We start from the raw sequence: 21,431 nt of genomic DNA, 5'->3' as shown, positions 1-21,431 counted from the left end.
GTATATCATTCTAACACGCTATTTATTGATACGACGGTAGTTTTCGTCAAAGTATTTGCCATTTCTAATGTCGTCTGGCAAGCTCTTGTAAGGTGCTTCACTAATAACATCTTCGTTGTTTTGTCCAGCATCGCCCATGTATGTGATGTTGGCAAATTCGGGAACGACCATCTTAGGATATGTTTCGTACTTTTCACGTGATTCTTCCATTAAGTCGATGTGTTCATTTTGGTAAGTAACGGTAATTTCCGGGTGTTCTTGGACCCACTTAGGGAAGAAGATTGTTCCGTGAAGTTTCTTTTCGTTAGGCATGAAGTCCAAAGCAACGTCTGTACCAGTAGGTTCTGTCCAAGAAATTTTGTAGATACCTTCTGTAAGCATCACGATGTCAGCTTCTTGATCAGTTACCCAACGGCCACCAACCATGCCGCCATGAATACGGTAGTCAACAGTGTGGTCGTTTTTGGCATACCATTCGTATTCCCAACCGTTATCGTAAGTGTAAATAAAATGTGTTCCTAAAAAGTCTTCTAAAGTTTTAAATGTTTTTGTCATATTTATGGTTCTCCTTGTTTCTTGTATGTCGTTATCGACATTTAATAGTATATGTCGTTAATGACACGTAGTCAAGGATTTGTTTTGAATATGATTGCAAAAAAAATAGCCTAGGGCTCGTGAGCTACCTAGACTTGATCCTATATTTATTACTTATCATTAGCCATCTGATTCATAACTTGTGCTGTCACAGGAATATCAGAATACTTCCCAATCTCATCTTTACTCATCACAACGGTATTGGTTGGTGACTTAGCCAATTCGGAAAAGGCTTGAATTTGTTGCGCTGTGAAGTACTTATTATCAACTGAAGCCAACATATCATTCAATTTCTTAATCTCATAAGCTTTGGCATCGGCTCTAGCAATCGTGGCAGCAGCTTCAGCTTTAGCAGTCGAAACCGTGGCGTCATTTCTAGCTTTGGTCTCGATCTCAATACTTCTAGCTTCACCATTTGCTTTGGCGATTGCAGCGGTCTTTTCACGGTCAGCTCTGATTTGTTTCTCCATTGATTCGGTGATGGATGCGGAAGGCTTCAATTCATCGATATTGACACGGTCGACTTTGATTCCATAAGTGTTGGTCAAATCCCCGATTGCATTAGCCAAGTCAGCGTTGATTTTTGAAGTGGAACCTAGAGCTTCATTCAAGTCAATCTTACCGATGATATCACGCAAGTGACCACGGACTAATTGGATCATTGACTCAACTGAATTGCTATTCTCGTATTCGAACTTTCTCGCATCAGTCACGTGATAATTCAAAGTTACGTTAGTCTGCACTTCAGCGTTATCTTTGGTAATAACTGAATAACCTTGCAAAGCCAACGGAATCATTGCCAAATCGACGATTCTGACCTTTTGAAAGATAGGAATGTAAAAATTTAATCCTGCTCTGACTTCTCGACTGTACTTCCCTAACGTTTCCACCAAACCAACATGATTTTGACGGACTACTTTTAACCCAAACATATATTTTCGCCTACTTTTCTGATTTTAGTTCTTGAATTGTTAAAATATTGCCATTTGCTTTGATGACTTGATAACTCTTCTTGCTATTAACGGAATCGTTTGCCAACAAATCATAGCGATAGTAAATACCTTTGACCTCAATCAAGTCGTTTGCCATATTGATCTTGTCGCCCCCAACGACTGACCCTACTATTTGGCGCTGCTCGAGGTTGTTAGTTGGTACTGCTTCACTAAGTTTGGTGACAATATAGTTGTTCACACTGCGATTTTCACGGTTAGCATCTTCCGTGATCCGTTCGTACAAATCCTTATCTAATCGCAATGCTATCATTTTATCTGCCATAACTTTATTATATCACTCCAATATCAAAGTGATATCACAATGATATTGACATAGTGTAAAAAAAGGCCGAACCTAAATCGATTCGGCTTTGTGTTGATAATGCTTATATAATCCTGAATAGCGTTCTTTGTAATCTAGCTTCCAAGGTTTGTCCCGACCACAGAAATGCAAAATCACTGTATGATCGATTACCCAGTCGATATCCCACTTACCATTACTCTTGGCAAAATACAGTGGATTCATTCTGGCATCATAATTGTAAATTTCATCTGGTATCATCATAATATTTTGGCCGTACAAGCCATTGAGAATATCTTGATCAGGCAAAAATAACGTCCGCCCTTTTTTATTAATGTAATCAAAAATATCTTGAGCTTTGACATTTTTTCGGATAGCTTCCAAATCCATCAACATGACACCTGAATTGTAGTAACTTTCTGTTTCATAATTCCCTAGTCTTAATTTATTCAAGTTGTCGGTCACATCTAAAGAAACGTGGCTGGCGGCCGCATACCAATAATCTTTCAAATCCAAGTTATACAGAGGCTTCAAGTCATTGATCACCAAAATATCGACATCCAAATAGAGAATCTTTTTGATATTTTTAGGCAGGTACTTATAAGCCAACAAACGATAATAAATCGTCTTAGGATAGCGGTCAGTCGTTGGTGCCTGATCGAATTGGTCATCTTTGATAATAACCGGATGATAGTGCATCCCTAGCTTTTGGCAAAATTGCTTGATCCTGTCAGTTTCCTGCAATCTCTTGTCTTGAATCACGTAAACTGAATATTTATCAATAGTAGAATTTTGTTTGATTGAGTACAAAGTCGTCATTAATTGTTGCGTCACGTTGTCATCAATCGCAAATAATAAATTCATACTTCCCCTCCTGTGCAATCCTAGTTATTTCTATTATACTAATAATTATCAAACGAGACAGAGGCACACAAATGATAAAATCAATTAACCACGATACAACTTTTCTAGCTCAAAAAGCTGAACTAGCAACCAAAGCTGACCAAAGCATCGTGACTGACTTACTAGATACCTTAAAAGCTAACTCCAAGGATTGTGTCGGCATGGCAGCTAACATGATTGGCGTCAATAAACGTATCATCGTCTTTTCTATGGGCATGATGAACGTTCCGATGATAAATCCTACTATTATTAGTAAATCTGGCAAATATGAGACTGAGGAAGGTTGTCTTTCATTAGTTGGGCAACGCAAGACTAGTCGTTATAATAGGATAAAAGTTAAATATTTGGATAGCAATTTCCAAACTCATACACAGGAATTCAGTAATTTCGTGGCTCAAATTATTCAGCATGAGATCGACCACTGCGATGGAATCTTGATATAACAAAAAAGGCGACTTCATTGAGTCGTCTTTTTGTTTACATTTTTTATCTTTGTTCTGAATTTCTTTCAGCAGTAGCTTCTTTGTCGAATTCTTCTTCTGAACCGGCTGAAGCTGACATCTTAGCTAGATGTTCATAAGTTGATGTAACATCTTCTTTTGCCAAAACGTTCTTAAGTCTTTCGTTACCTTTGTGCATGTCGATAATTGTCCAAATCAATAGTGCTAGAACAGCAGCAATCAATACGTAAGCAATGATATTAGCTTGCATAGTTTGTGCACCTGTTGGGTTATCTCCATAGAAGGCTTGGATTTGACCTGGTAGACCGTAAAGGTTCAAGAATGTCAAAGCGATAACTGATAACCAACCGAATCCCTTGATCCAAGGAGCATTCTTGAATTTGTTACCCATTTCTGTAGCACTATCTGTCATCAATAGTAGTGGCAACATTGAGAATGGAAGTGCGAAGGCCAAGAAGACTTGTGAGTTGTTCATCAATGTGTTCAAGGCTTCGTGCTCATCAATTACACTCTTACCACTTGTTAACATAACACAGATAAGAACAGGGATAACTGAAATCAAACGTGTAACCAAACGACGTAACCATAGAGGCATTCTCATGTGAACGAAACCTTCCATGATAACTTGTCCAGTCAAAGTACCAGTAATAGTTGAGTTTTGACCTGAAGCAAGCAAAGCAACAGCGAACAATGTTGAAAGTACACCTGACTTAGCAACGGCAATCAAAACACCATTACTCAAAGTTGATGTATCAGATAGAGCTTGGTACAAACCGAAGAATGATGGATCTTTAACAGCACCACTCTTGAATACGGCAACACCCATGATAAGTAGTAAAGCATTAACGAAGAAAGCAGCTGTTAATTGAATATTTGAATCCCAAGCTGAGAAACGAACATTTTGAGCAACTGATTTTTCATCAGCATGGTTAACTTTTCTAGTTTGTGAAATAGCTGAGTGTAGGTACAAGTTGTGAGGCATAACAGTAGCACCAATGATACCTAGAGCACCTGTTAATGGTGTTTGACCACCGATTGATGGGCTTGTTGAGAAAGTCTTACCAGTTGGGATCAAGCCAGCAAATACGCCACCCCAATCAGGATTTGATAGTGCAACTTGATAAACGAAAACGAATAAAATAACAAGAATTAAACATACAACGATAGCTTCGATTTTTCTGAAACCAATCTTTGTTAATAGTAGTAATACCAAAACATCACCAACAGTGATAAATACGGCAATTACTAATGGAATATTAAATAATAAGTACAAGGCGATGGCACCACCGATAACTTCGGCAATATCAGTCGCCATAATGGCTAACTCGGTTAGAATCCATAAAACGATTCCCAGTGATCTACTAGTTCTAGCACGAATAGCTTGCGCTAGATCCATCTTACTCACAATTCCTAGTTTAGCAGCCATATATTGCAGTAACATGGCAATTAAACTAGACATTAGAATAACTGACATTAATAGGTATTGGAAATTTTGACCACCGGTAATTGATGTTGACCAGTTACCTGGATCCATGTATCCAACAGCAACTAGTGCCCCTGGACCTGAGTATGCGAACAAAGTTTTGAAAAAGCCCTTGTCTCTTGGTACATCGACGGTTCCATTAATCTCTTGTAGAGAAGGACCGTTTGCGTATTCGATTAATTTATGCTTTTCAGCCATGATTAATCTCCCCTTATTATGATTTCTTTATAATTTTTAACGAATGATCATTACTGAAATCGGTGCATGTTTTGCCATGTAGGCAGCTTGTGAACCGAAGTACTTCTTGATCCCCTTTTTGGAAAGTGACCCGATAACTAAAAGATCAGCATCACACGAAGGAATAACATCCTTAACGATAGTCTCACCAGGATCTCCTTCGGCTACCATGAGTTCAACGTTCTTAACTCCAGCATCCAAAGCAACCTTGCGATATTCCTGCATATGTGCTTCTAATTCCTTGCGTTCGCCGTGAACGTAGTCTTTCGTAAGTGCTTGGTAAACATTCATCTCATTATTTTCCAAAATAGAAGTAATGATCAACGTTGAACCGTCCTTGATACAACGGTGCATCGCATATCTAAATGCTAATTGGGCATCGGCTGAATCGTCGACACCAACCAAAACACGTTCAAAAGTGTTGTTTTGATTCGACATTGGTTTGTCCTCCAATACATTTTTCTTAAAACAAGCAGTCCTGCTCGTCTTTCCAAAACCCATTCTACCCCAATTTAATTCGTTGTAAACTATTTTTTAAGGTCACCTAATAAAAAATATCTAAATTTTATATTTTTCAGAATCTTTCAGAAAACGGTTACTTTCTTTATTACCAATAGTTTGAGAGATTATTATGAGGTATATCAAGAAAATTTTACCCCCTGCTTAACTATTTTGTTCAAAACAATTATGTTATATTAAAAGCGTTCGGGATAAGATTTATAGTAATTTTATACTGTTTTACAAATAAATCTATATACATATGGTATAGTTATTGACTTTTTTATAATTTAGTCTTGATTTTATTAGGATTAACTAATTATTTACTGTATCAAAATACTTATGGGGGTTAATATGACTTATCTAAACCACACTAATAAACTATCTACTATTAATAATCAAAAATTCCAAACACACAATTGGATCACTTCTGAACTCTTGATAGGCATGTATTCCGGAGTTTTTACTAATTTATTATTAGTAGATAATCAATTATTCAAATAGGATTATATTGTTATTTATTTTTAGAATATTTGTAACATCCCAAATTCAAAAAAGTGGTGAACAAAAATGAATGATCTAAATTTCCTACGTTTGATCTTCGAATTAGGCGGCAGTTTTCAAAATGTGAACAACATCGACCTCGCCGTCAAAGCTAATGTTAGCAAGGCTTCTATCTCTGATCGAACGCAGCATTTAGCAAAGTTAGGCTTGGTTAAATATACAAAATACTATGGAACCAAATTGACCAAAAAGGGCTTGAACGCAGTTATACCATTGATTCAACAGCACAGTCTCCTAGAAATTTGGTTATTTGAGAAACTCGACATTCCACTAAGTCAAGTGTATGAGAAGGCAACTCAATTGTGCGAACGTCCTGATCCATTAGTAATTGAGCGCTTAAATATTTATTTAGACTATCCAAAGACTTGCCCACACGGGAATATTATTCCAATCAACTGCCCTATTCCCGAGTTTTCTGAGGAGACCCTGCTCTCCAAACAGAGTACTTCTGATAAAATTTGGAAAATCATCAACTTTTCTGAGGACAACTATCTCTTCCAAATTCTTGGAAATATCGACATCAAACTAGGCGACCAGATTCAAATTTTAAATATCAATGACTACGACCACTCAATGGTAGTTTTGAACTTACGCAATAATATCAAGCAGATTTTACCCAAGAACATCACTAAGATGATTAGAGTTGATAAAGTCACAGCAATGGAAAAGAGCGTTTGAGGACACATGATTTTTACATCACGCGTTGTCAAACGCTCTTTTTTTGGTTTTATTATTCTATTGGGTCAATAATAGTAGAAACTACGGCTTCAATGGAAGAAACTAGTGGACTGTCAGGAGTGATGCCGGATTTAGCAAAGCGGTCTTCCCACCATTGACTGCGGATATGTTGAACCGTATCGACGACCTTGTTGCCAGTTTCGGTCAAATTCAAAATCTTCGTCTTGCCTGCTCCATCTGATTTAGTTAAGTAATTGAGTTTTTCCATTTTATTAATTTCTCTAGTGGCTAAACCTTTGTCGATGACTAAAGATCTGGCAACTTGATTTTGGCTAATATTTTCATAATCGCTGACGGCTAACAAAATACAAGCGGCGGTCGGATTTAAGTTGATTTGGTTGAACTTTTCCCTCGTATCCTTGTAATATTGTCTATGTAAGATAGAAATATCTTGTGCTAAATATCCAATGTTTTTCATTTACTTTCACTCCACTGAAAAGTTTTCTGTGTTGACAAATCAACACGAATGTTTTAATTTTTATCTATATGATAATAGAAATTAGAAAAAGAGGCTAGATATAATGACAAAACAACCTAATGGTGCTCAAGCTTTGATTCAAAGTATGATCAACCAAGATGTTAAATACGTCTTTGGATTGCCTGGTGCCAAGATTGACCAACTATTCGAAAATCTCGAACATAACGATAATTCCAAAACTCCTAAACTAATCATCACTCGTCACGAACAAAATGCGGCTTTCATGGCTGCTGGTATCGGACGTTTGACTGGTAAACCTGGCGTTGTCGCTACTACTTCTGGACCTGGTGTTTCTAACTTGGCTACTGGTTTGATCACAGCAACTTCTGAAGGGGATCCGGTCGTTGCTATAGGTGGTCAAGTGCCACGAAACGATATTGCTAGATTAACGCACCAAAGCATCTCAAGTAAAGAGCTTTTATCTGCGGCTACTAAGGATAGTGTCGAAGTTCAAGATGCCAACAATCTTTCGGAGTCTTTTGCAAACGCTTACCAAACAGCTACTGCAGCTAAAGCCGGAGCTACTTTTATCTCAATCCCCCAAGATGTCCTAAACGACGACGTCACACGCAAAACTATCAAGAGCCTTTCACCAGTTGAACAAGGCAGTGCTGACCAAGATACTGTTAATGAAATTATTGAAAAAATCAAAAACGCTAAGTTGCCAGTAATCCTAGCTGGTATGCGTTCTTCTACTAATGAAGTTACTCATAAGATCCACAAATTCTTGCACAAGTTCTCAATTCCCGTTGTCGAAACTTTCCAAGGTGCCGGGGTCATTTCTCGTGATCTTGAAAAGAACTATTACGGCCGTGTCGGTTTATTCAGAAACCAAATCGGTGACACTATTTTGAAGGAAAGTGACTTAATCATCGCCATCGGTTACGATCCAGTCGAATATGAAGCTCGTAATTGGAACGTCGGCCGCACTGGTGAAATCATCAACCTCGATAGCATCGCCCCAGAAATCACTAACGATTACCAACCAGACTTGATTGTTCAAGCTGACATCGCTAAAACTTTGGACGAAATTAGTGAACAATTGCCTGAAGATATTGATCTAGGTGAAAAGATGCATCAACATTTAGCTGACCAACAAGAGAAATTTACCAAAAAAGATGCCATTCCCGAAAATCATTCCGACAAAAATGGTATCCACCCTCTAGCTATTATCCACGCTTTGCAAAACCAAGTTAACGATGACACGACCGTAACAGTTGATGTTGGTAGTTTATACATTTGGATGGCACGTCATTTCAGAAGTTATAAGCCTAGACACCTATTATTCAGTAATGGTATGCAAACACTTGGAGTTGCTCTTCCTTGGGCGATTGCAGCAGCTTTGGAACGTCCTGAACAACCTATCGTTTCCGTTGCTGGCGATGGTGGCTTCCTCTTCTCTGGACAAGAACTAGAAACAGCCGTCCGTTTAAATCTCAACATCGTGCAACTAGTTTGGGACGACGGATATTACGATATGGTCCGTTTCCAAGAAATTGCCAAATACGGTCACGACTCCGGTGTCAAATTAGGACCCGTTGATTTCGTCAAATACGCTGAAAGCTTCGGTGCTACTGGTATGCGTGTCGAAAGAACCGATGACCTAGAACCAATGTTAGCCAAAGCTTTCGCTACTAAGGGACCAGTCGTTTTGCACATCCCTGTGGATTACTCTGACAACATCAAACTAGCTTCCAAGTTGGTTGACGACGTCTTGAATTAAAAATACGAGGTACTATTATGTCAAAAACACATACACTTTATCAACACGGTACATTAGCTTTGTTAGTTCCGGGATTATTAGACGGTACAATTACGATGAAAGAACTATTAAAACACGGTGACACTGGTATCGGTACTGGCGAAGGACTTGACGGTGAATTAATAATTTTGGACGGTGTGCCTTATCAAGTCGATCACGAAGGCAACGTCAATGTCGTTAATGATGATTTTACTTTACCATTTGCCAACAGCCACTTCGCTGAATACAAACGTTTGACTGATATCGAAGAACTATCGCAAGCCGAATTGGACAAAAAAATCGGTGCTATGACTTCGGCCAATACTTTTTATTCCATTAAAGTTCACGGTACTTTCACTAATATCAAAACTCGCGCTGTTAAGAAATCTCATAAACCTTACGCTACTTTGGGAAAGACAGCTGAGGATCAAAGTATTTTCTTACGCGAATCAGTTGAAGGAACACTCTTGAGCTACTACTCCCCTCAAATCTTTGACGGTGCAGCAGTTGGCGGTTTCCATCACCATTTCTTATCCGATGCGCATGACTTTGGCGGTCACGTATTAGGATTCGGTGGCGCTACTGGTAACGTTGAAATTCAACAATTCGATACTTTGGAACAACACTTGCCAATTCATAATAAGGATTTTATGAACTATGACTTCTCTGATTGGGATATTTTAGGAGAAATTCATAACGCTGAATGATATTAAAAAAACGAGATGACAAATTCCAGTAATTGGAGTTATCATCTCGTTTTTATTTTTGAACTATTGAATCTAGATTCAAATCATCCCCATGTATATGGGGAACACGAACTGGATTGCATGACATCATGAACTGTATCAGAATCATCCCTATGTATATAGGGAACACGCTAAGAAAAGACTGATATATCAACATTCTAAAATTAGAATATCACTTATTTTATCAACTTAAAAATGTAATCCTTCGTTTCCTAAAGAATAACCCCTTCTTTTATTCTAAGCAACTGTAATTTTAAAATTATAATACATTTTCATTTAAAAAAATTATCAATCATTCCGCAAATCTAATCGACACAAAAACACTGCCTAAAATCAAAATCGATCCAATAACAAAACCAACCGTAATACCTTCACCCAATAACAACCAACCTAACAGAGTTCCAACTATTGGCTGCAATAAATAAAACAGTCCCGAAACACTAGTGCTGACCATCGTTAAACCTTTGTTCCACATTACAAAAGCAGCTGCGGTTGAGACTGCTCCCACGTAAAACAAGCAAAGCATGATTTTTGGATTGAAGAAATTGATTGACGTGAAGTCGGCTGCATCGTTGATAACAAATGGTGTCAAACACAACAAGGCTATCGAGGCCGAAATAATAGTAATCTGAAGTGCTGAATAATTAGGGAGCTTTTGGATCATGACCGACATCAACGACCAAGTTAAAGCCGACACGATCAAGAAAAATACTCCGGTTAAAATATGTTTGCCACTCAAGTGAATTCCGACAATCATAATCACGCCTAAAGTTGCCATGACTAAAGACATAATTTTGACCTTAGTTAACTTCTCTTTTAATAGTAACCAAGCAAAAATTACCATAAACGTCGGCGTTGAAGAAGTCACGACTGCACCAGTTTGAGCACTGGAAAACCAGGTTCCAGTCTCCTGTGCCACTAAAGAAACTGCATAGCCAGTCAGTCCGATGGGAATAAACCACTTCAAGTCCTTTGCATGAAAATTCCACTTTTCTCGTTTTATGATTGAAAAACCAATCAAAAAGACTATTGCCACAGCATAGCGTAACCAAACTAATTGTAGTGGATGGATTTGGCCAACGATGACTTTGACCGCGACGAAAGTTCCACCCCAAATACAGGCTGCCACACTAAGTAGAATTGAACCAACTAACTTATTATTCATAATGCTATTTTCCTTTTTTCACTGGATTCCTCTCGCAAATCTCAGTGGGAATTTCTTTAAATATCCTCAAGGAAACCTTTACTAGAATCAGATTATAGCATTTTATTTTGGCAATAGTTCATTTCTAATATTACAGTTATAAGACATTTTGTAAGTCTAATTATTTATTTGATTTTTAAGTATTATTACCTCTCGTTTTTGTTTTAAGGCGTATTCGATAGTGATGTTAGTACCACTGTTTTCGTTGGTTTCTAAGACGATGACTTTATCACTCAAACCACTCTGCCACCGATCTCTTTCAGCTAATCGATATGGAGCTACCTTCGTCATCGGTGGATAAGTTGTTACTAACAAACCACCACTTTTAATGATTTCTTGAGCTAATTCCCCATTCTCTGGTGGATAAATTTGTTGAGCTAAACCGTGAGCCAAAACAGCAATCGTCTGACCATGATTTTGTAAACAAGTCTTGTGGGCAATTGTGTCACACCCTAATGCCAAGCCGGCCACAATAACGTGATCTCTTGATACTAAATATTTAGTCAGTCTCTGACCACGTTTGACTGTAATTGACTGTGGTTCTCTAGTTCCAATAATAGCCGTTAGTTTCGGTCGGTTCAAAAGGTTCTGGTTACCTTTGACATAAATTATGGGTGGAAAGTTGTCTAAAATTAATAGGCGCTGTGGATAAGCTGTGTCTTGATAGTTGATGACAGTTATTCCTAATTCTTGCGCTAAATTCCATTGTTTTTGAGCTTTTATTGCGTACTCGTCCCATAGTTGGTTAGGAATCTGTTTTGGAAAAGTTTTCCCCTTGTTACTAAGTACTGTTGTCGGATCGATTCCCGTTGCCAAAAAGTTCAAAACGGTAATCGGTCCAACGTAAGGTATCTGCAATAAAATTAAGATCAGCTTTGTTAGTGGCGGCATGAGTTTGTCCTTTCTGAATGCTTCTAAAAATAAATTACGCACTAAAAAAGACAAACCCAAATGGATTTGCCTAATATTTTATATTTAATTTTTAAATGCTGTTTCCGGCACTAGCCAATTGCGTTTCTTCATTAGAAGAGCCGTCATATTTAACTGATATCCAGACACTAGCCAAAATCATTGCTGAACCGATAACGAAGCCGACTGAAATTTGTTCGCCGAGCAATAACCAACCTAAGAATGAACCAACGATTGGTTGAATCAAGTAGAACAAACCAGATGAACCGGCACTAACGATTTGTAATCCACGGTTCCACATAACATAAGCCACAGCTGTTGAAACTGCACCGATGTAAAGTAAACTCCAAATTACCTTTGGATCTAAGAAATTAATACTTGTAAGTGATGACATATCACTCAAGATAAATGGTGTCAGAGCAACTACCGCTACTACTGTTGACATAATAGTAATTTGTAAAGAACTGTACGTCTTTACTTTCTTGACCAAGACAGACATCAAGGCCCAAGCGATTGAGTCGAGAACTAGGAGCAAAACTCCTAAGATAACATTTGTTCCGGACATCTTTAATCCGACGATCATGACTACCCCTAAGATAGCGATGACAACGGAGAAAATCTTAACCTTATCTAATTTCTCTTTCAGTATCAACCAACCGAAGATGATCATAAATGCTGGAATAGTTGATGTGATGACTGAACCAGTTTGGGCATTAGACAACCCGGTACCCATTTCCTGGGCAACTAAAGAAATTGTATTTCCGATTATTCCAATCCAAAAAATTAATTTTAAATCAGACCAATTGATATGCCATTTCTCTCTCTTCATGATTGAATAGGCAATCAAGAATACTAAGGCGATTAAGTATTCCAACCAAACTAATTGAATTGGATGTACCTCATCGACAATAATTTTTACAACTACGAACATTGCTCCCCAAATAATTGAAGCAATGGTTAAAAAGACGGATCCGAGAATCCTTTTGGACTTCATGAGTAATATTTCCCTTCGCTTTGATTTCATTTGAATTCATTGCTACGCTACCCTCGCGAATAGCCGAAATATTACTGCTGTCAATTAACGATAAATATTCACCTTCCTTATGGTTAACGACATCAGTATAACAATGCGAGATAATAAAACAACCGCTCTGACGGAGTAAACGTTTTCAATGTATAATTTACTCAAAAAGTCCATTATTATTTAATTAATACTAAAAGCGAAAGGAGTTTTTGAATGACAACTATTTACGATTTAGCCAAAAAAACTGGTATTTCGAAGTCAACAATTTCTCGGGTCGTCAGTGGCAACGGCTACGTCAGTGAAGAAAAAAGAAAGATTATTTTGAATGCCATGCACGAACTCAATTACATCCCTAATCAAGTCGCCAAAAACTTACGGCAGAAGCAGACCAAAACCATTGGTTTCTTAGTCAGCGATTACTTCCCCTTGGTTGGAGATTTTATTAATTCATTCACTAAAATTGCCGCTAAGTATGGTTATAACGTTAACGTCTACTTCACCCAAAATGCTAAAAATGAATTGAAAACTTTACGTTTACTAACTACTAGAGCACTAGATGCCGTCTTTATTTTAACTAGGATCAATTCTTGGGATACAATCAGTTCTTACGCTGACTTTGGACCAATTTCCACTTGGCAACGAGTCGAACATGCACATATTTATTCTAATTATATCGATCATTACCCTGTCTATACTGATGTTTTGAACCATCTGGACGGTCTAGGATATAAGCGTGTGGGTCATGTTTTATCCAGCTTGCGTAACGCCAATACGAGAGCCCGGGTCAAAGCTATTGATGATTTCAAATTAAAACATCCCGACAGCAATCAAGACTATCAACTGTTCTATCACGGACAACACAATGCTGGAGCTGATGCGGCTGATAAATGGCTACACGCTAAAGAACGCCCTGAAGCTATGGTTTTCTTCGCCGATTTTGTAGCAGCTGAATTCATAGCGTCGTTACGAAAGCACCACGTTAAAGTTCCACAAGATTGTCTAGTCGTTGGCAGCGATAATAGTGAAATTGCCAAATTGATGAACATACCTACGATTGATCTGTGCTTTAGAAACCAAGCTCATAACGCTTTTATTTACCTTTATAACGAATTAAATGACCAACAATTACCGTTCGAAAAGCAGACACCTCAATGGATTGACGCTGATTAGAAAAAAGTGCTTGCTATGGGATTAATCCCACAATGTATGCTCTAATTGTAGAAAAATTCATATCAATTGGAGGAAGAAAACATGTCACGTAACGCACTCAAAATGGTCACTATTGGTGGAGGTTCCAGCTACACTCCCGAGTTAATTGAAGGTTATATCAAGCGTCAAGATCAATTGCCTATCAAAGAAATTTGGCTAGTTGATATTCCTGAAGGTGAAAAGAAACTCAATATCGTCGGTAACATGGCTAAGAGAATGGTCAAAGCTGCCGGACTTGATTGGGAAGTTCATCTAACTTTGGACCGTCGTGAAGCCTTGAAAGATGCCGATTTCGTTTCGACCCAATTTAGAGTGGGACTACTAGAAGCCCGTGTCAAAGATGAAAGAATCCCCGGTAGCTATGGTTTGCTAGGTCAAGAAACTAACGGTGCCGGAGGAATCTTCAAAGCTTTTCGAACGGTGCCTATAATTTTGGATATTGTTAAGGATATGAAAGAACTTTGTCCAGATGCTTGGTTGATCAACTTTACTAATCCTAGTGGAATGATTACTGAAGCCATCCAACAATATGGGAAGTGGGATAAAGTCATCGGTCTTTGCAACGTTCCCGTAATGGCAATGATGAACGAACCAGCCACAATTGGTAAAGAACTAAAAGACTTAACTTACAAATTTGCCGGAATCGATCACTTCCACTGGCACAGAGTCTGGGACAACTCCGGTAAAGAAGTTACTATGGACATCATCAATAAAATGTACGACGGTTCAGAAACTGGTCTACCTAAGAATATCTTCGATGTGAAATTCTTCCGTGAACAGCTCAACCAAATGAAGATGATTCCTTGTGGCTATCACCGTTACTACTATCGTCAAACAGAAATGCTCAACCACAGTCTTGAAGAATTCGATCAAAATAAGACTCGTGCTCAAGAAGTTATGCGCATCGAACATGAATTGTTTACTCTCTATCAAGATCCAAATCTCGACCATAAACCAAAGCAATTAGCCGAACGTGGTGGAGCTCATTATTCTGATGCTGCCTGTGAAGCCATCGCCTCAATTTATGGTGACAAGAAGACTCACATGGTCGTTTCTACTTTGAACCGTGGTGCATTGCCAGACTTACCATCCGACCATACGGTTGAAGTTTCTTCAATCATCACTGCTTCTGGTGCTTTGCCATTGACATTCGGTCACTTCCAACCTGCTGAACGTGGCTGGATCCAATTAATGAAGAATATGGAATTGGTTATCGATGAAGCCGCTGTAACTGGTGACTATGGTCTAGCTTTACAAGCCTTTATCATGAATCCATTGATTCCTAGTGGTCAAGCTGCCAAAGACTTGTTGGATGAAATGCTCGTTGCCAATAAGAAATATTTGCCACAGTTTGCCGACAAAATCAAAGAACTTGAAGGCCAAGGTGTGACTGTTCATGACCAAGTTGCTGCCACAATTGACGAACACATTGGACAAATTTAAAGAAATCTCTTGACCTGGGACCCATCCCATATTTTATTATATAGTCGTACCGAAGAAGAACCACTGAGCCTTAGTCAAAAAGACGGGCTATCGTGGCTATAAGAAGATACCTCATTTATTTGTTTGTTACTAAGCAAAAATCCCAACTCTCATCAATTTGAGAATTGGGATTTTTTTTAACCTAATAGTTTCATCATTTGAAGCCAATTTAAAGCTAATTCGATCCATTTAGAAGTCCAAGCATTTAAATACTTATCCTTGCCTGGTTTTTGTGTGACATATGTACCAAAGACTAATCCATGAATGCCGGAGCCAAACATGTGATATTCAGCTTCCAAACCTAGTTGAGTCATCTTCTCAACATAAGTCAAAGAATTGATAACGTTGACCAATTCATCGGTTCTCGTCTGCCAAACAAAGGCTGGTTTAGAATTCTTATTCAACAAATCTTGAGCTTTCCAAAAGGTCGGATCATTACTGATTTCATGCAAAACCTTATCGTCATTAGGAAAACTACCTTTGACTGTTAAATCAATTGCGGGATAACCCAAGATGATTCCGGCATGTTCGCCAGTTAAATGGTCGATTTGGTATTTTTGACGAAGCTTTTCATCCGTGCCAATGCCGTTATAAGTCGCTACTAAGTTACCACCAGCGGAAAATCCAGCTAAGATGATGCGCTTTTTATCAATGTGTCGTGATGCTGGTTGCTTGTTGATCCAGTCAATCGTTTTTGCTAATTCTTGTAACGCTGTTGGATAGACCGTTTCTTGGTCAATCAATTTGTACTCTAGGACTACAGCGTGCATCCCAAAGGAATTGAAACGTAACGCTACTGGTTCTTCTTCACGAGCCGAATGGAAGGTAAATCCTCCACCCGGACAAATTACTACGATTGGATAATCGACTGTTTGGTTGAAATCTTCTACTTGATCAAGCCAATAACTTTTAACAGTAAAATCATGATTGGAGACTTCAAGATTGTATTTTTTTGCTTCCATTCTTATAATCTCCCTTGCTATGCCACTTTGACGTTTTCTACGTTCATTGGGTCATTTCTTTTTGCCAGCATTTTATCAGTATAGCCAAATAGATAGACAAGTACAACGGAAATTAACAATGTTGCGTAGTGTGAAATTAAATATCCATAGAAATTGCTGCCGATACCAACTCCTGGTGTGATGAAAGCTGGGAATCCAATCAAGGCACCTGATAAGGCATAATTATCAACTCTCAAGAATCCAGTCAAAGCACCACCGATAGCACTGGCGATACTTGCAACAACGAATACTCGCTTATATTTCAAGTTAACACCATAAAGTGCTGGTTCTGTAACGCCACAAAAGGCCGAAATAGCTGCTGCTAAAGACATTTCCTTCAACTTCTTGTTCTTAGTCTTCAAAAAAACTGCTAGAACAGCGCCACCTTGAGCAACCATCGTTATGGAAAGAATTGAATTGATATAACTGTGACCATTAGTAGCGATATCGTTGATAACGATTGGAATTAATCCCCAATGAAGTCCAAAGATAACCATCGTTTGATAAAGTCCACCAAGAATCAAACCAGATAAGGCTGGACTGAAGTTATAAATTGAAACTAAACCAGCAGACAAACCTTTACTAATAACGGTAACGATTGGTCCTACACCGATAAAGATTACTAAACTCAAAATTAAAGCTTCTAAAATTGGTACGAAGACACTTCTCAAATAAGTTGGAATTATTTTCTTCAAAAACTTTTCGACATATTTACCCAACCAGGCAGCTACGATGATTGGAAAGACTGAAGAAACATAAGATACTAAAGTTGTCGGTACACCTAAGAAATTAGTACTGGCTGTACTAGCTTTACCAGCTAAAGTAACAATCTGTGGATAAATTAAAATCCCACCGACAATTCCCAACACGATTGGATCAGAGCCTAATTTTTTAGCAGCTGTAAATCCTAAAACGACTGGCAAGAAGTAGAATGTTGCATCACCGACCGCATTTAAAATTACGTAAGTACCACTAGTTGCTGATAAAACTTTGAAACCTGTTAAAGCTGCTAAGATTCCCTTTAAAATACCTGAACCTGCTAAGATACCAATAATTGGAATCATTGAAGCGGTCAAAACACCGATAAAATTATTTACGCCTTGTTTTACATTTGGCCAAACTCCATGTACCTTCTTGGCATCCTTAGTTGTCTGTGCCACAGCTTCAGCAGTAGCGGCATCGTTAGTAAAACCTGGTCCAATTTGTTTAATAACAGCGTCATAAACATCTACGACCGCTTGACCGATGACGACTTGATATTGTCCACCGGCTTTGGCAACTGTGATAACACCATCGAGATTCTCGATAACTGCTGTATTAGCCTTAGATTCATCCTTTAAGTAAAAACGTAATCGAGTAATACAGTGGATCAAACTATTGATGTTTTCTGCCCCACCAACATTTTTGATGATTTCGGTTGCCAACTGATCGTATTTATTGCCTGATTTTGTGGTAGTTTGGTTCTCAGTTTCTTTGACATTCATTACAGCAACAATCTGACCACCTTTTACTTCCGATGTTCCTGTAATCATTAAATCATTTAAAATATCATTACTATTAGTTACTGCTAAAATCACCGTGGTACTTTTGCCAGCATCTTGAATCATCTTCAGATTCATCTTAACGACTGATTGGCCGCTAGTCACAATATCCCCTTGCTTAATCAAGACTTCAAATGGTGCGCCCTTCAATTCCACGGTATCGATACCCAAATGTACTAAGATATCTGCCCCATCATTTGTCTTGATACCAAAAGCATGCTTCGTATCTGAAACCAAAGTTACCGTCCCTGATACTGGTGCGACGATATCTGAAGAATTAGGTTCAATCGCGAATCCTTGTCCCATCAACCCTTGTGAAAAGACCGGATCGGGTACTTTTGACAGCGTTAGAAGTTTCCCACTGGCTGGTGCTGTGATAGAAATCAGTGCTTGCTTGTTCATAACGTTCATCCCTTTTTTGAAATAACTACTTTGTTTACGCTTACATTATATGTTCAAACATGTTGCTCGTCAATATTTATTCGAACAAATTTCTATTTAACTAATTTTTTTGAGAATGATTGCTGAATAATTGCTATCAAATATTTGTTTTAACTAAAATATCAAGTAATTTTTCATATTAAATGAATACGATTTATACTATCACCGTGGGTTATAATTAGATTTATAAAATTACATGTGGGTGTATATGATGAGCTTTTTAGAATTTGAGTTAACCTTACTGTGGCTAGTTATCGCGACAATTATTGTCTTTGGTATAACGATAGCCATTTTTTATTGGCGGTCTCGAAAAACCAATAATAATTATCTAGAAAATAAAAATTTCCATTTGCGCTACTTCATTCAGCGTCAAGTGGACTATCACGATAAAACAGTTGGCTATGAATGTCTCTTGCGGCAACAACAGCCAGACAACTCTTGGACTTTACCAAAGCAACTAGATTCATTGCCGTTACAACGGGTGGTCTTTTTATTAGAAGATACTTTCAAAGCTTTACCGACTGAACCTTACGTTTTATCAATCAACTTAGAATACAATCAGATCATCAGCCGTGACTTCCAATACTTCGTTCGCTGGGCCATTTCAAAAATTGAACCGATGAAGTTGTCGATTGAGTTTTCGCCGGGAAACATCAAAAAGTTTCACAAGAAACATCTCTTTGAAGAACGTATTCGTGAAGCTAGAAACTACAATATGCAATTCAGTATCGACAACGTTGGTTCAGAAATGGCTAATCTAAAAGCAATTGAGTGGATGTTGCCTTTTGTCGACAATATCAAATGTTCAATGAGGAGTTTTCGCAAAGATGACCCTAGTGTTTGGCTTGATCTCAATCTACAATCTTGGAATCGTATTTCTAAAGAACACAACATCAATTTAGTTTTGATGGGAATTGAAAACGAAGAAGACGAGGCTTTAGCTGAACAGTTGAACATCCCTACTCGTCAAGGCTATCTTTTCGGTCATCCCGTAAATCCAATCAAAACTAAGCAGGAAGAAGAACATGGAAACAGATAAACAGCAAAAAGATAAACAACAGCTTTATACGGATAAATTCTTTGAATCGGGTCACTGGTTATTAAAGATTCGCCAAGTCTTGATTGCTACCATCGGTTGGCTGGCAGTTATCATTCCAATCGTTATAACGGTCTTAGCCTTTTGGGCTAGTTTTGACCCACGAGTACCACATTTGTGGGCTTATCACGAAGGAATTTACGAAATCAAATTTATTGGTATCATTTTGATTTTTGCCTGGGTCATGACTCTGATATTTGCTGTCAGCATGACTATCATTCAAAATCGCAAACGTGACCGAATCGTTGAACAGTGGCCAACTTTTAACCCTATCAATCAAAAAGAACGTAAGAAGACAATTGATGATTTTATCGACAAACGTTTCGGACCAAAAGAATTTCGTGAAAACGTCCGTAGCTATACAGTTAAACCAGAACAGAATTTAGAAACACATCAAATCCAAGAGCTCTATGCCAAAAAAGATCTCGATGATGTCGATTAGGAGAAAAAGATGAAAAATATATTTATTGACCACATTGCTGGCTCAACTACTTTAGGCACGATTATCAATATTTGCCTGTTGATTCTATGTCTATATCCTATCATCGGCTCATTCTTTTGGTTCAGTGGAGCGTTATGCTATCGTTTCTTAAAGAAGAACAAGTACGACGACAACTGGGAAAATATTCCGCCAAATAAACAGCCGATGATCACTATTATGATACCAGCTCACAACGAAGAAGTGGTTATAAAAGAAACTATTACTTACCTATTTAATGAACTGAATTATCAAAATTTTGAGGTCCTCGTCACTAATGATGGTTCGACAGATACGACTCAAGAAATTCTCGAACGTCTACAACTAACTTATCCAAAATTACGAGTCATCAATATTGTTAAAAACAAAGGTAAAGCGCACGCCTTCAACATCGGTATGCACTTTGCTAAAGGTGAATACATTTTGAGTAACGATGCTGACACGATTCCTGAACCCGATGCTTTGATGAAATACATGAACTTCTTTATCCACAACCGTGATATGAATACTTCCGCTGTCACTGCCAATATGGACGTGCAAAATCGCAGTACGATGCTTGGAAAATCTCAAACCGTTGAATTTTCCAGTATTGTTGGAACTATTAAACGTAGCCAAACTTCTATCAATGATTCCATGTACGCCTACAGTGGTGCCAATACTTTGTATAAGAAGGATTTCTTGATTGACGTGGGTGGCTTTCGACAAGATCGGGCCACTGAAGATATTAGTATTGCTTGGGATCATCAGACAATTGGGGCAGTTCCAAGGTTTGCTCCGAACATCGTCTTTCACATGAATGTACCTGAATCAATCTCCCAACTATACAAACAACGTAAGCGCTGGGCTCAAGGTGGGACTGAAGTTTGGCTGACTAATTTGAAAAAATTCCTCTTCCATCCCATCAAACGTCGCTATCAAATGTCGATGTTTATCGATTCATCTCTTTCGATCATTTGGTCATTCTTCTTCGTTATCACCTCCGTTATATTCTTTATAACGATGCTCTGGTTCTTCTTCCAAGGTGATTTTGAACGAATCTTCCATGCCTTTGTCATATCGTTTATTTTCGTCACTTTCGAATTGATTGCCGGCTGTTTCCAATTATTCACGGCTTTACTACTCGATCACCACGGTGCCAAACTCAAATATGCCTTCTTTGCTCCTCTGTATATGCTATTTTACTGGATAATCAATCCGATTACTGTTGTGATGACTTTCATCCCCGCTGTCAAAACGATTCTAGGTTTCGGTTCAGGAACTTGGACTAGTCCTAAACGTAGTTCTCTGCAGAACAATAAGTAAGCTAATAG

Annotated in this window: 22 protein-coding genes; 10 read left to right on the top strand and 12 right to left on the bottom strand. The window is 38.2% G+C overall.

Annotation, left to right across the window (positions count from 1 at the left end; translation table 11 throughout):
• Positions 1-18 precede the first annotated feature (18 nt).
• The 4 genes from LF20184_RS02490 to LF20184_RS02475 form a co-directional block, all read right to left on the bottom strand.
• Positions 19-555 (bottom strand): phenolic acid decarboxylase, encoded by a 537-nt coding sequence (locus LF20184_RS02490; RefSeq protein WP_010020900.1) that lies wholly within the window; start codon positions 553-555, stop codon positions 19-21.
• Between the two features lie 149 nt (positions 556-704).
• A complete protein-coding gene (locus LF20184_RS02485) occupies positions 705-1,526 on the bottom strand; it encodes an SPFH domain-containing protein (RefSeq protein ID WP_010020901.1) in 822 nt (273 codons plus the stop codon).
• A gap of 10 nt (positions 1,527-1,536) precedes the next feature.
• Positions 1,537-1,869, bottom strand: coding sequence for a HicB domain-containing protein (locus tag LF20184_RS02480; protein ID WP_010020902.1), 333 nt, complete (start codon positions 1,867-1,869; stop codon positions 1,537-1,539).
• Between the two features lie 72 nt (positions 1,870-1,941).
• Positions 1,942-2,751 carry a glycosyltransferase family 8 protein gene (locus tag LF20184_RS02475; protein WP_010020903.1) on the bottom strand — a complete coding sequence of 270 codons (810 nt, stop codon included), beginning with the start codon at positions 2,749-2,751 and terminating at the stop codon, positions 1,942-1,944.
• A gap of 71 nt (positions 2,752-2,822) precedes the next feature.
• Between LF20184_RS02475 and LF20184_RS02470 the strand changes: the two genes are divergently transcribed.
• Positions 2,823-3,233, top strand: a complete 411-nt coding sequence (locus LF20184_RS02470) for a peptide deformylase (protein WP_010020904.1) — start codon at positions 2,823-2,825, stop codon at positions 3,231-3,233.
• A 43-nt stretch (positions 3,234-3,276) separates the two neighbouring features.
• Here the strand turns inward: LF20184_RS02470 and LF20184_RS02465 are convergent, their stop codons facing one another.
• Positions 3,277-4,932 carry an Nramp family divalent metal transporter gene (locus LF20184_RS02465; RefSeq protein WP_010020906.1) on the bottom strand — a complete coding sequence of 552 codons (1,656 nt, stop codon included), beginning with the start codon at positions 4,930-4,932 and terminating at the stop codon, positions 3,277-3,279.
• A gap of 36 nt (positions 4,933-4,968) precedes the next feature.
• Positions 4,969-5,409, bottom strand: a complete 441-nt coding sequence (locus LF20184_RS02460; protein WP_010020907.1) for a universal stress protein — start codon at positions 5,407-5,409, stop codon at positions 4,969-4,971.
• 414 nt (positions 5,410-5,823) lie between these two features.
• Here LF20184_RS02460 and LF20184_RS12660 point away from each other — a divergent pair, with 414 nt between their 5' ends.
• Together LF20184_RS12660 and LF20184_RS02455 are read left to right on the top strand one after the other, a co-directional pair.
• Positions 5,824-5,973: a hypothetical protein gene (locus tag LF20184_RS12660; RefSeq protein WP_010020908.1), complete on the top strand. Its 150-nt coding sequence runs from the start codon at positions 5,824-5,826 to the stop codon at positions 5,971-5,973.
• 66 nt (positions 5,974-6,039) lie between these two features.
• Positions 6,040-6,711, top strand: coding sequence for a metal-dependent transcriptional regulator (locus LF20184_RS02455; protein ID WP_010020909.1), 672 nt, complete (start codon positions 6,040-6,042; stop codon positions 6,709-6,711).
• A 52-nt stretch (positions 6,712-6,763) separates the two neighbouring features.
• Here LF20184_RS02455 and LF20184_RS02450 read toward each other — a convergent pair whose 3' ends face one another.
• Positions 6,764-7,189, bottom strand: a complete 426-nt coding sequence (locus LF20184_RS02450) for a MarR family winged helix-turn-helix transcriptional regulator (protein WP_010020910.1) — start codon at positions 7,187-7,189, stop codon at positions 6,764-6,766.
• 103 nt (positions 7,190-7,292) lie between these two features.
• Between LF20184_RS02450 and alsS the strand changes: the two genes are divergently transcribed.
• Both alsS and budA read left to right on the top strand, forming a co-directional pair.
• The gene (gene alsS, locus LF20184_RS02445; RefSeq protein WP_010020911.1) at positions 7,293-8,972 is read left to right on the top strand and encodes an acetolactate synthase AlsS; all 1,680 of its coding nucleotides are present in this window, start codon (positions 7,293-7,295) and stop codon (positions 8,970-8,972) included.
• A gap of 17 nt (positions 8,973-8,989) precedes the next feature.
• On the top strand, positions 8,990-9,697 hold the full coding sequence (budA, locus tag LF20184_RS02440; protein WP_010020912.1) for an acetolactate decarboxylase: 708 nt from the start codon (positions 8,990-8,992) through the stop codon (positions 9,695-9,697).
• Positions 9,698-10,028: 331 nt separating this feature from the next.
• Here budA and LF20184_RS02435 read toward each other — a convergent pair whose 3' ends face one another.
• The 3 genes from LF20184_RS02435 to LF20184_RS02425 all read right to left on the bottom strand — a co-directional run bounded on the left by LF20184_RS02435 (position 10,029) and on the right by LF20184_RS02425 (position 12,843).
• Positions 10,029-10,901, bottom strand: coding sequence for a DMT family transporter (locus LF20184_RS02435; protein ID WP_010020914.1), 873 nt, complete (start codon positions 10,899-10,901; stop codon positions 10,029-10,031).
• Between the two features lie 156 nt (positions 10,902-11,057).
• The gene (locus LF20184_RS02430) at positions 11,058-11,831 is read right to left on the bottom strand and encodes a DNA-processing protein DprA (RefSeq protein ID WP_010020916.1); all 774 of its coding nucleotides are present in this window, start codon (positions 11,829-11,831) and stop codon (positions 11,058-11,060) included.
• A gap of 91 nt (positions 11,832-11,922) precedes the next feature.
• Positions 11,923-12,843, bottom strand: coding sequence for a DMT family transporter (locus LF20184_RS02425; RefSeq protein ID WP_010020917.1), 921 nt, complete (start codon positions 12,841-12,843; stop codon positions 11,923-11,925).
• 243 nt (positions 12,844-13,086) lie between these two features.
• On the opposite strand from LF20184_RS02425, the gene LF20184_RS02420 reads away from it, so the two are divergent.
• Both LF20184_RS02420 and LF20184_RS02415 read left to right on the top strand, forming a co-directional pair.
• Positions 13,087-14,043 carry a LacI family DNA-binding transcriptional regulator gene (locus LF20184_RS02420; RefSeq protein WP_010020918.1) on the top strand — a complete coding sequence of 319 codons (957 nt, stop codon included), beginning with the start codon at positions 13,087-13,089 and terminating at the stop codon, positions 14,041-14,043.
• Positions 14,044-14,124: 81 nt separating this feature from the next.
• On the top strand, positions 14,125-15,525 hold the full coding sequence (locus LF20184_RS02415) for a 6-phospho-beta-glucosidase (protein ID WP_010020919.1): 1,401 nt from the start codon (positions 14,125-14,127) through the stop codon (positions 15,523-15,525).
• A 176-nt stretch (positions 15,526-15,701) separates the two neighbouring features.
• Here the strand turns inward: LF20184_RS02415 and LF20184_RS02410 are convergent, their stop codons facing one another.
• Together LF20184_RS02410 and LF20184_RS02405 are read right to left on the bottom strand one after the other, a co-directional pair.
• Positions 15,702-16,526, bottom strand: coding sequence for an alpha/beta hydrolase (locus LF20184_RS02410; protein WP_010020920.1), 825 nt, complete (start codon positions 16,524-16,526; stop codon positions 15,702-15,704).
• A gap of 17 nt (positions 16,527-16,543) precedes the next feature.
• On the bottom strand, positions 16,544-18,508 hold the full coding sequence (locus LF20184_RS02405) for a PTS sugar transporter subunit IIABC (protein ID WP_010020921.1): 1,965 nt from the start codon (positions 18,506-18,508) through the stop codon (positions 16,544-16,546).
• 250 nt (positions 18,509-18,758) lie between these two features.
• Between LF20184_RS02405 and LF20184_RS02400 the strand changes: the two genes are divergently transcribed.
• Genes LF20184_RS02400 through LF20184_RS02390 form a run of 3 tightly spaced genes read left to right on the top strand, consistent with a single transcriptional unit; the run spans position 18,759 to position 21,423 of the window.
• Positions 18,759-19,586 carry an EAL domain-containing protein gene (locus LF20184_RS02400; RefSeq protein WP_010020923.1) on the top strand — a complete coding sequence of 276 codons (828 nt, stop codon included), beginning with the start codon at positions 18,759-18,761 and terminating at the stop codon, positions 19,584-19,586.
• Positions 19,573-20,085 carry a hypothetical protein gene (locus tag LF20184_RS02395; protein WP_010020925.1) on the top strand — a complete coding sequence of 171 codons (513 nt, stop codon included), beginning with the start codon at positions 19,573-19,575 and terminating at the stop codon, positions 20,083-20,085. The genes LF20184_RS02400 and LF20184_RS02395 overlap by 14 nt, the downstream gene beginning before the upstream one ends.
• Positions 20,086-20,094: 9 nt before the next feature.
• Positions 20,095-21,423, top strand: coding sequence for a glycosyltransferase family 2 protein (locus LF20184_RS02390; RefSeq protein WP_010020926.1), 1,329 nt, complete (start codon positions 20,095-20,097; stop codon positions 21,421-21,423).
• The last annotated feature ends 8 nt before the right edge of the window (positions 21,424-21,431 follow it).

Source organism: Companilactobacillus farciminis KCTC 3681 = DSM 20184 (assembly GCF_002706745.1).
GTDB lineage: Bacteria > Bacillota > Bacilli > Lactobacillales > Lactobacillaceae > Companilactobacillus > Companilactobacillus farciminis.
Note: the sequence above shows the minus strand (reverse complement) of the source record. Positions and strands in the feature narration are given on the sequence as shown.

Coding starts and splice junctions, on each gene's coding strand:
- alsS (WP_010020911.1), top strand. CDS start 7,293: ATGACAAAACAACCTAATGGTGCTCAAGCTTTGATTCAAAGTATGATC.
- LF20184_RS02465 (WP_010020906.1), bottom strand. CDS start 4,932: ATGGCTGAAAAGCATAAATTAATCGAATACGCAAACGGTCCTTCTCTA.
- LF20184_RS02420 (WP_010020918.1), top strand. CDS start 13,087: ATGACAACTATTTACGATTTAGCCAAAAAAACTGGTATTTCGAAGTCA.
- LF20184_RS02410 (WP_010020920.1), bottom strand. CDS start 16,526: ATGGAAGCAAAAAAATACAATCTTGAAGTCTCCAATCATGATTTTACT.
- LF20184_RS02485 (WP_010020901.1), bottom strand. CDS start 1,526: ATGTTTGGGTTAAAAGTAGTCCGTCAAAATCATGTTGGTTTGGTGGAA.
- LF20184_RS02425 (WP_010020917.1), bottom strand. CDS start 12,843: ATGAAGTCCAAAAGGATTCTCGGATCCGTCTTTTTAACCATTGCTTCA.
- LF20184_RS02415 (WP_010020919.1), top strand. CDS start 14,125: ATGTCACGTAACGCACTCAAAATGGTCACTATTGGTGGAGGTTCCAGC.
- LF20184_RS02430 (WP_010020916.1), bottom strand. CDS start 11,831: ATGCCGCCACTAACAAAGCTGATCTTAATTTTATTGCAGATACCTTAC.
- LF20184_RS02390 (WP_010020926.1), top strand. CDS start 20,095: ATGAAAAATATATTTATTGACCACATTGCTGGCTCAACTACTTTAGGC.
- LF20184_RS02405 (WP_010020921.1), bottom strand. CDS start 18,508: ATGAACAAGCAAGCACTGATTTCTATCACAGCACCAGCCAGTGGGAAA.
- LF20184_RS12660 (WP_010020908.1), top strand. CDS start 5,824: ATGACTTATCTAAACCACACTAATAAACTATCTACTATTAATAATCAA.
- LF20184_RS02470 (WP_010020904.1), top strand. CDS start 2,823: ATGATAAAATCAATTAACCACGATACAACTTTTCTAGCTCAAAAAGCT.
- LF20184_RS02395 (WP_010020925.1), top strand. CDS start 19,573: ATGGAAACAGATAAACAGCAAAAAGATAAACAACAGCTTTATACGGAT.
- LF20184_RS02490 (WP_010020900.1), bottom strand. CDS start 555: ATGACAAAAACATTTAAAACTTTAGAAGACTTTTTAGGAACACATTTT.
- LF20184_RS02460 (WP_010020907.1), bottom strand. CDS start 5,409: ATGTCGAATCAAAACAACACTTTTGAACGTGTTTTGGTTGGTGTCGAC.
- budA (WP_010020912.1), top strand. CDS start 8,990: ATGTCAAAAACACATACACTTTATCAACACGGTACATTAGCTTTGTTA.
- LF20184_RS02400 (WP_010020923.1), top strand. CDS start 18,759: ATGAGCTTTTTAGAATTTGAGTTAACCTTACTGTGGCTAGTTATCGCG.
- LF20184_RS02475 (WP_010020903.1), bottom strand. CDS start 2,751: ATGAATTTATTATTTGCGATTGATGACAACGTGACGCAACAATTAATG.
- LF20184_RS02450 (WP_010020910.1), bottom strand. CDS start 7,189: ATGAAAAACATTGGATATTTAGCACAAGATATTTCTATCTTACATAGA.
- LF20184_RS02480 (WP_010020902.1), bottom strand. CDS start 1,869: ATGGCAGATAAAATGATAGCATTGCGATTAGATAAGGATTTGTACGAA.
- LF20184_RS02435 (WP_010020914.1), bottom strand. CDS start 10,901: ATGAATAATAAGTTAGTTGGTTCAATTCTACTTAGTGTGGCAGCCTGT.
- LF20184_RS02455 (WP_010020909.1), top strand. CDS start 6,040: ATGAATGATCTAAATTTCCTACGTTTGATCTTCGAATTAGGCGGCAGT.